This is a genomic window from Virgibacillus halotolerans (assembly GCF_016908515.1).
In the GTDB taxonomy this organism is placed as follows: Bacteria; Bacillota; Bacilli; order Bacillales; family Amphibacillaceae; genus Virgibacillus_M; species Virgibacillus_M halotolerans.
Map to the genome: position 1 here is coordinate 248,109 of NZ_JAFBEA010000006.1, position 8,591 is coordinate 256,699.

Below are 8,591 nucleotides of genomic sequence, written 5' to 3' on the forward strand. Positions count from 1 at the left end.
TAACCTGCCTTTTTAGATGTTTTATTATGGAAAGTGCTAACTCACCATCATTATTTGTTTTAATCTGATTATCAGTATAACACATTGAAATCAATAGTCCATACTAATTGGCAAATTAATATATAACAATTCATTTACGAGGCGCCCATTTTTGATAAAAAGGTTGACATATAAGCGCTGTTTCGTTAAGCTAAACTGCGAACGGATACTCTCTTATTCAGAGTCGGTGGAGGGACAGACCCAATGAAACCCAGCAACCATCACATTATGTGAAAAGGTGCTAACCTGGTGCAAGGACTATTTTATTCCTTGAACAATAAGAGCGAAAGGCCATAAACCCCCTTTCCTCATGATTGTAGGAAGGGCTTTTTTTATTTTATTTTGCTGCTTTGAATAATATAAACATAGATTGATAACAGAGTTCCGTAACACAATTTCAAAGGGAGGATTTAGCCAATGGCTGCAAATCGTCGTTTATTTACATCTGAATCAGTAACGGAAGGACACCCGGACAAAATGTCCGACCAAATATCGGATGCCATTCTGGATGAAATCTTAAAAAAGGATCCACGTGCTCGGGTTGCGTGTGAAACGACTGTAACAACAGGAATGGTTCTCGTTGCGGGGGAAATATCAACAAGTACCTATGTGGATATCCCGGCAATTGTGAGACAGACCATTAAAGATATTGGATATACACGTGCGAAATATGGCTTTGACGCGGAGACTTGCGCAGTGCTCACAGCAATTGATGAACAATCACCAGATATTGCAGGTGGGGTAGATACTGCATTAGAGTCCCGGCAGGCAAAGTTAAAGGAAGAAGAAATAGCAGAGATTGGTGCGGGCGACCAAGGATTAATGTTTGGTTACGCGTGTGATGAAACGGATGAGTTAATGCCACTGGCAATTTCGTTAGCACATAATCTAGCTAAACGCTTAACAGATGTTCGGAAAGAACGTATCTTGGATTATTTACGACCTGATGGGAAAACACAAGTAACCATCGAATATGACGAATATGATCAGCCAATTCGTATTGATACGATTGTTATCTCTGCCCAGCATCGCGAGGACATTACAACCGACCAGATTGAAAAGGATTTGATTGAACATGTCGTCCGTCCAATCGTCCCAAAGAATCTACTCGATGATAAAACAAAGTATTTTATTAACCCAACAGGTCGGTTTGTAATTGGCGGACCACAGGGTGATGTGGGGTTAACTGGTCGTAAAATTATTGTTGATACCTATGGTGGATATGCCCGGCATGGTGGCGGTGCGTTTAGTGGAAAAGACGCGACTAAAGTGGACCGTTCTGCAGCATATGCAGCACGATATGTTGCGAAGAACATTGTTGCAGCAGGGATTGCGAAAACGTGTGAAGTTCAGTTAGCCTATGCGATCGGAGTTTCTGAACCTGTATCGATTGCTATCAATACTTTTGACACTAGTGTAGTGCGTGAAGAGGTGTTGGTAAAGGCTGTTCGCGAGTTATTTGATCTTCGTCCAGCTGGTATCATTCAAATGCTTGATTTGCAAAAACCAATCTTTCAAAAAACTGCTGCCTATGGTCATTTTGGCAGGAAAGATGTGTTATTCCCGTGGGAGAAGACAGATAAAATAGCGGAATTAAATGCACTGGTAACAGCTGAATAAGTAATATTTAATAATATAAAAAAGGGGATACAGTTAAAACTGGAATCCCCTTTTGTGTAGATAGAAAGTATATAAGATTTGGCATTGTTTTGTTCGCGATATAGTGAGCCGCGTCCAGCTCCGGCTATAAATCTGTATTTTTCTTATAATACTGTCCTTTTTCTACATAGGATGTTCGGACGCGTTCCATTTCGGCATAATCGGCTTCTGTTAAATCGCGTACGACTTTCACAGGGCTACCAAATGCGAGTGTATTCGGGGGTATCTTTTTACCCGGGGGTACCAGACTACCAGCACCGATAAAGGCATTTTCGCCAATTTCTGCACCGTCTAATATAATAGAGCCCATGCCAATGAGTGCATTTTTTCTAATCGTCGCAGAATGTAGTGTTACCTGGTGACCGACCGTTACATCGTTCTCAATGATAAGCGGTGTATTTGGGCTTTGGTGGAGCATGGACAGGTCCTGGATGCTGACTCGTTTGCCGATGCGTGTTGGCGCAACATCACCACGGATTACTGTTTGTGGCCAGATGCTAGTTAGTTCGTCAATTGTTACATCTCCAGTAATCGTTACATCGTTTGCGATAAATGCTGTTTCGTGAATATCAGGTTTAAACCCTTTATAGGAATGTATCATTTGTATCCCCCTTGAAGTTATTGGTGATAATAATAGTATAACATTGTGTCACCAAGCTATAGAGGTGAACGCCTTTGAATTGATGAATTTAAATGTAACTTTCAGAACGGAGGGTCTGTTGTGAGTAAAAAAACACCGAAATCAGCTTTCAAGCTCATGTCGATCGTCTATCGGAAGATCTTTCCGGAGGTAAATAATGAATTAACCTATTGGAAATCCCGTGCTGAGGAAATTCCGAATAAGGAGTTGCGGGGTCAAGCGCTTGCCAGTATTGAAACAAAACGATTTCATTGTCAAGGGGGCGGTGTGTATGCATTACTTGCAGGAAAGAGATGGAAAGAAGCGGTACGATTTATTGTTGCCTATCAAACGATCAGTGATTATCTGGATAATCTTTGTGATCGCAGCACATCGATGGATCCAGCAGATTTCTCTTTATTGCACCAAGCCATGAATGATGCATTAACACCAGATAGTAAGCTACAAAATTATTATTTATTACGCGAGGATCAAGAGGATGGCAATTACCTAGCAGATCTTGTGCAAACCTGTCAAGCAACCCTGGGGGAACTTGATGAATATGGGACTTTTCAAAACGATTTGTTGCAATTGGAAGGGATGTACAAGGATTTACAAGTGCATAAGCATGTGAAAGTAGCGGAGCGTGTTCCAAGATTAACAAATTGGTTTAACGATCATAAACAAGTGGTACCAACATTAAGTTGGTATGAATTCTCTGCGGCTGCCGGCTCAACGTTGGGGATCTTTTGTCTTGTTTGCTATGCATTAGGCGGGAGGATAATGGACGGGTTAACGGAAAAAGTATATCAGAGTTATTTTCCCTATGTACAGGGGTTACATATCCTGTTGGATTATTATATTGATCAGCAGGAAGATATGCTAGAAGCGGATTTAAACTTTTGTAGCTATTATCCAACACAGCAGAAAATGCAGGAACGTTTGCTTTTTTTTATTGAAAAAGCAAATAAACAGGTGCAAAAACTTCCCGACAGCGGATTTCATGAAATGGTTATTAAAGGATTAGTAGGGCTATATTTAGGAGATGCTAAGGTAAATCATATTGAAGGAAGTCATGAAATGAAAAAAGAAATGCTCAAGATAAGTGGTTATAAAGCAAGGTTTTTTCATTGGAATACAAAATTTTACTATAAAATCAAACCCGGTTAAGTGGTAACCGGGTTTGATGTTTAGATCTTTTTTTGGATAGCTAAGATAAATGGCGGATTGTTTTTTTGATTAATAAATCCGTATTGTAATACACTGAACTTCTTTTGATCCAGATGAATCACATGTTTTAAAAGGGCATCTTTTTCATGTTTTCCACCTTCATGACCGTGGTACACGACGATAACAATAAGACCATTCTTTTTTAAAAAGCTTAAGATCGTGTCCATTGCAATAATCGTAGAATATCCGTTTGTGATAATTGATTTATCACTTTTGGGCAAATACCCCAAGTTAAAGATAGCACCGCCAATTTTCTTGTTCATCGTATCTGGGAGATAGTCAATGATATTTTCATGACTATCATGGATCAGTGATACGTTATCCTGCTCATTATTTAATAGTGCTTCTTTTGTGGCCGCGATCGCTTGGGATTGAATGTCAAAAGCGAGCACACTTCCGTTTTCTCCGACAAGCTCACTTAAGAACAACGTGTCATTCCCATTGCCGCATGTGGCGTCAATTACGATATCTCCATCCATGACCGAATCTTCAAGCAGATGATGTGCAAAATTTAATATTCCTCTAAGCATTTTAAATAAGGACTCCTAACTGAATTCTAAGATAGATTTATTTTAGCACGAATCGTATTTCGGGGACAGTCCCCAAGCACTGCTTGACAAAGTTCTTGCGTTTCATTACAATTCGAAATAGATAATACAACGACTTTGCGAAGGACTAGTAATAATTATTTCAGGTATAGAGAGGCAGTGGCTGGTGAAAACTGCTACTGAAGGATTACGAACTCCCCTTTAACGTTACGGGAATGAACTTTAGTAGTTTCTGTCGTCTATCCGCGTTAAGGATACAAGCGAGCGCAAGTGTATGCGTTAATTTGGGTGGTACCGCGGGAAATATAGCTTCTCGTCCCTTCTATAGGGATGGGAGGCTTTTTTATCTAATATATTGTGTTAGGGAGGAACTGTTATGAGTTTTGATCATCAGAAAGTAGAACAGAAATGGCAAAAGCATTGGATAGAAAATAAAACATTTAAAACAGATACGTATTCAACAAAAGAAAAGGTATATGCATTAGATATGTTCCCATATCCGTCCGGGGCCGGTTTACATGTCGGGCATCCTGAAGGATATACGGCGACAGATATTATTTCCCGAATGAAGCGCATGCAAGGTTATGAAGTACTCCACCCAATGGGCTGGGATGCTTTTGGCTTACCGGCAGAACAATACGCACTGGATACCGGAAATAGTCCGGAAGCATTTACGAAAAAAAATATTGCCACATTTAAACGGCAAATTCAAGAACTCGGTTTTTCCTATGACTGGGATCGGGAAATAAGTACGATGGACCCGAACTATTATAAATGGACACAGTGGATTTTTACAAAACTGTTTGAAAAAGGTCTTGCCTATACGGACGAGGTGGCAGTTAATTGGTGTCCTGCCTTAGGTACCGTTCTTGCGAATGAAGAAGTAATCGATGGCAAAAGTGAACGCGGAGATCATCCAGTTGTTCGCAAACCAATGAGACAATGGATGCTGAAAATAACAGCTTACGCGGATCGCCTGCTTGATGATCTGGAAGATCTAGATTGGCCAGAAAGTATCAAAGATATGCAACGCAATTGGATTGGAAAATCTGAAGGTGCGGAAGTAACATTTAATATTGATGGGCATGAAGAAACATTTACGGTGTTTACGACAAGACCGGATACATTATTCGGTGCAACCTATACCGTTTTAGCACCTGAACATCCGTTTGTGAAAGAAATTGTTACTGATGGGCAGCGTGAAGCGGTTAATGCTTATTTGCATAAAGTACAAACAAAATCAGATTTGGAACGCACAGACTTGGCAAAAGATAAGAGTGGTGTATTTACTGGGGCATATGCAATCAATCCGGTGAACAATAAAAAAATACCGATCTGGGTTGCTGATTATGTATTGATGTCTTATGGAACAGGGGCGATTATGGCGGTTCCAGCACACGATGAACGAGACTATGATTTTGCAACAAAGTTTGAATTGCCAATTATTGAAGTCGTTGCTGGTGGCGATGTTACCAAGGAAGTATATGTTGGTGACGGAGAGCATGTTAATTCTGGATTCCTAGATGGACTGGATAAGGATACAGCAATCACACAAATGATCGAGTGGTTGGAGTCAAACGGTAAAGGTGAGAAGAAAATTACCTATCGTCTGCGTGACTGGTTGTTTGCGCGTCAACGTTACTGGGGAGAGCCGATCCCGATTATTCACTGGGAAGACGGCACAATGACTGCAGTGGCTGAAGAGGATCTTCCAGTTGAATTACCGGTAATGACAGAGATCAAGCCATCGGGTACAGGTGAATCACCCCTAGCCAATAGTCCGGAATGGGTCAATGTCGTTGATCCTAAGACAGGTATGAAGGGACGTCGTGAAACGAACACCATGCCACAATGGGCGGGTAGCTGCTGGTACTTCCTGCGCTTTATTGATCCAGACAATACGGAACAATTAGCAGATCCAGAACTATTAAAAGAATGGTTGCCAATCAATATCTATATTGGTGGGGCGGAGCATGCGGTACTCCATCTGTTGTATGCACGCTTCTGGCATAAATTCCTTTATGATATTGGTGTTGTGCCGACAAAAGAACCTTTCCAAAAACTATTTAATCAAGGGATGATTCTTGGAGAAGGTAATGAAAAAATGAGTAAATCAAAAGGGAATGTGGTTAACCCAGATGATATCGTTGTATCTCACGGTGCAGATACACTGCGTCTTTATGAAATGTTTATGGGGCCATTGGACGCTTCAGTAGCTTGGTCAACCAATGGGCTAGATGGTGCAAGACGTTTTCTTGATCGGGTATGGCGCCTACTTGTAAATGAAGATGGTACACTATCCGAAAAAGTAACAGAAGCAAATGACGGTTCACTTGAGAAGGCATATCATGAAACGGTTAAAAAAGTTACAACCGATTTTGATAACTTGCATTTTAATACAGCAATTTCACAAATGATGGTGTTTATTAATGAAGGATATAAGGCGAATGAAATTCCAAAACAGTATGTAGAGGGCTTTGTTAAATTGCTTTCACCAATTGCGCCTCATGTTTCGGAAGAGCTATGGCATCTACTGGGAAATGCTAAAACGATCAGTTATGAAGTATGGCCTACATTCGATGAAAGTAAGTTAGTAGAAGATGAAGTTGAGATCGTTGTTCAGGTAATGGGCAAAGTTCGTGCGAAAATAAATGTATCTAAAGATATTTCTAAAGAAGATCTTGAGAAATTGGCACTTGATAATGAACATATTCAAGAATGGATCACGGGAAAAACGATTCGGAAAGTAATCGTTGTCCCTGGCAAATTAGTTAATATCGTAGCAAATTAAACAAAAAATGGACCACGCCTGTAATTACGGGCATGGTCCATTTTGTTTACTATCCTATTCATCTGCCGGGACCCATTCCGATTGTAAAATAATCCAATCATTATCTTCGAAATACCAAGTTGTTTCAACCGTACCCAGTTGATCATTCTGGTAACCGCCATTGATCTGCTTATAACTTTTCAGTCCATACCCTTTGCTTTCGCTTATTATAAATGGATCAAAAGCAGCAATCGGATCAATCAAAATGGGTGTAGACTTTAATAATTTACCTTGTTCATCATATATCCCTTGGTGGATATATGTTTCGGCTCGGTCTTTTACATTCATATCTATTGGTTTGCTGTCAGGTGAAATTTTCACTTGAACGTGGTAGTCATCCATGAATTTCCCATCAATATATAACTGTTCAGGCAATGAAACCTCATTCAATTGTCCGTTATTTAATGTGTGAAGCTGATAATTATTTAAATTGTTATTTTTATCATTAGCACTTTGATAAAGTATATCACTGACCTGATCATTATTCAGGTCTATAAATTTAAGTGTTGGTTCATATCCGCCTCCATAATTAACTTTCCAATGTTTATTATGATCATCTGTAATTTCGATCCATATATCCTGGTAGTAATTTGTATCGTTAGAGAACCGTGTTCCTTTCAATTTGATCTCCTCATTTTGCCCGTTACCAGTCACATCCGCCTGATAGGTTTCGATTAAAGTTGCTTCAGAATGAGAATCTTTTTCGGAGGCAGCTGTATAATCAGCATAAAAATATAATGAAGATAGAAAAATCAGCACAGATAAGAAATATTTCATGTCAATCGCTCCATTTAATTAGGTAACATTATAATGTGCCAGATAGTTGCATGCTATGCATAAAAAAAGTATCATTACTTGTAAATAGTAATGAAAAGGATGATAAAGATGGATCATATAAATGAAATTCAACCTAATGACTTAGAACAAATGATGAAAGATGATAAAAATCTTGTTGTGATCGATGTACGTGAGGATGAAGAAGTAGCACAAGGAATGATTGAAGGAGCGAAACATATTCCATTACAAACTGTTCCTGAAGCAAAAGAGGAGTTAGATAAGAATAACCATTACGTATTTGTTTGCAGATCTGGTGGGAGAAGTATGAAAGCTGCTACTTATATGCAAGAACAGGGCTTTAATGTTTCCAACATGACAGGCGGAATGCTTAACTGGGAAGGCGAAGTAATCAGTTAACCAGTTATTCAAGCAACAGGGAAAATTAACGTTGACTTTATTATAAGAACGCTGTAATATAAATCTTGCTGAAAAAACGCCGTTAATGGCATTGAAATTCTTGCAATTTGATATAAAATGTTTAATTGACATCTTTTATGTAAAATGCTATAATTACTATGCTGTTGAAACAGAAGGAAAATACGTTTAAAAATGTTGTTGACAGCATAGTAGCGATTATGTTATATTAATCAAGTCGCAAATTTGAGGCGGCGCAAAACATTTGCTCCTTGAAAACTGAACAAAACAACCAGTATGTCAAGAAAAACAGAGACTGTTTTTCGAACATCTAAAGGTTTGCCTTTAGATGAACAAGTAACAAGCTAAGACAATTGATGGAGTCGATTGGTGTCGATTCTATTTCAAACACTTTTTTGGAGAGTTTGATCTTGGCTCAGGATGAACGCTGGCGGCGTGCCTAATACATGCAAGT

7 protein-coding genes, 1 rRNA gene, 1 riboswitch and 1 other annotated feature are annotated in these 8,591 nt (G+C 39.3%); of the genes, 5 read left to right on the plus strand and 3 right to left on the minus strand.

Annotated features, from left to right (window positions below; all coding sequences use genetic code 11):
• The first annotated feature begins 210 nt into the window (after nucleotides 1–210).
• Nucleotides 211–323, plus strand: a riboswitch (SAM riboswitch).
• A gap of 133 nt (nucleotides 324–456) precedes the next feature.
• On the plus strand, nucleotides 457–1,659 hold the full coding sequence (gene metK / locus JOC34_RS15295; RefSeq protein ID WP_205137631.1) for a methionine adenosyltransferase: 1,203 nt from the start codon (nucleotides 457–459) through the stop codon (nucleotides 1,657–1,659).
• 124 nt (nucleotides 1,660–1,783) lie between these two features.
• Here metK and JOC34_RS15300 read toward each other — a convergent pair whose 3' ends face one another.
• Nucleotides 1,784–2,299, minus strand: a complete 516-nt coding sequence (locus JOC34_RS15300; protein WP_205137632.1) for a gamma carbonic anhydrase — start codon at nucleotides 2,297–2,299, stop codon at nucleotides 1,784–1,786.
• Nucleotides 2,300–2,419: 120 nt separating this feature from the next.
• Between JOC34_RS15300 and JOC34_RS15305 the strand changes: the two genes are divergently transcribed.
• Nucleotides 2,420–3,487: a tetraprenyl-beta-curcumene synthase family protein gene (locus tag JOC34_RS15305; RefSeq protein WP_338062686.1), complete on the plus strand. Its 1,068-nt coding sequence runs from the start codon at nucleotides 2,420–2,422 to the stop codon at nucleotides 3,485–3,487.
• Between the two features lie 20 nt (nucleotides 3,488–3,507).
• Here JOC34_RS15305 and mnmM read toward each other — a convergent pair whose 3' ends face one another.
• Nucleotides 3,508–4,077, minus strand: a complete 570-nt coding sequence (gene mnmM, locus JOC34_RS15310) for a tRNA 5-(aminomethyl)-2-thiouridylate-methyltransferase MnmM (protein WP_205137633.1) — start codon at nucleotides 4,075–4,077, stop codon at nucleotides 3,508–3,510.
• Between the two features lie 126 nt (nucleotides 4,078–4,203).
• Nucleotides 4,204–4,419 (plus strand) — a binding site (T-box leader).
• A 52-nt stretch (nucleotides 4,420–4,471) separates the two neighbouring features.
• Here mnmM and leuS point away from each other — a divergent pair.
• Entirely contained in the window at nucleotides 4,472–6,886 is a 2,415-nt protein-coding gene (leuS, locus tag JOC34_RS15315; RefSeq protein ID WP_205137634.1) for a leucine--tRNA ligase, read from the plus strand.
• Nucleotides 6,887–6,940: 54 nt separating this feature from the next.
• Here leuS and JOC34_RS15320 read toward each other — a convergent pair whose 3' ends face one another.
• Entirely contained in the window at nucleotides 6,941–7,702 is a 762-nt protein-coding gene (locus JOC34_RS15320) for a hypothetical protein (RefSeq protein WP_205137635.1), read from the minus strand.
• A 108-nt stretch (nucleotides 7,703–7,810) separates the two neighbouring features.
• Between JOC34_RS15320 and JOC34_RS15325 the strand changes: the two genes are divergently transcribed.
• Nucleotides 7,811–8,119 (plus strand): rhodanese-like domain-containing protein, encoded by a 309-nt coding sequence (locus JOC34_RS15325; protein WP_205137636.1) that lies wholly within the window; start codon nucleotides 7,811–7,813, stop codon nucleotides 8,117–8,119.
• 410 nt (nucleotides 8,120–8,529) lie between these two features.
• Nucleotides 8,530–8,591, plus strand: a 16S ribosomal RNA gene (locus JOC34_RS15330); the annotation flags it as partial.

Coding starts and splice junctions, on each gene's coding strand:
- metK (WP_205137631.1), top strand. CDS start 457: ATGGCTGCAAATCGTCGTTTATTTACATCTGAATCAGTAACGGAAGGA.
- JOC34_RS15300 (WP_205137632.1), bottom strand. CDS start 2,299: ATGATACATTCCTATAAAGGGTTTAAACCTGATATTCACGAAACAGCA.
- mnmM (WP_205137633.1), bottom strand. CDS start 4,077: ATGCTTAGAGGAATATTAAATTTTGCACATCATCTGCTTGAAGATTCG.
- leuS (WP_205137634.1), top strand. CDS start 4,472: ATGAGTTTTGATCATCAGAAAGTAGAACAGAAATGGCAAAAGCATTGG.
- JOC34_RS15320 (WP_205137635.1), bottom strand. CDS start 7,702: ATGAAATATTTCTTATCTGTGCTGATTTTTCTATCTTCATTATATTTT.
- JOC34_RS15325 (WP_205137636.1), top strand. CDS start 7,811: ATGGATCATATAAATGAAATTCAACCTAATGACTTAGAACAAATGATG.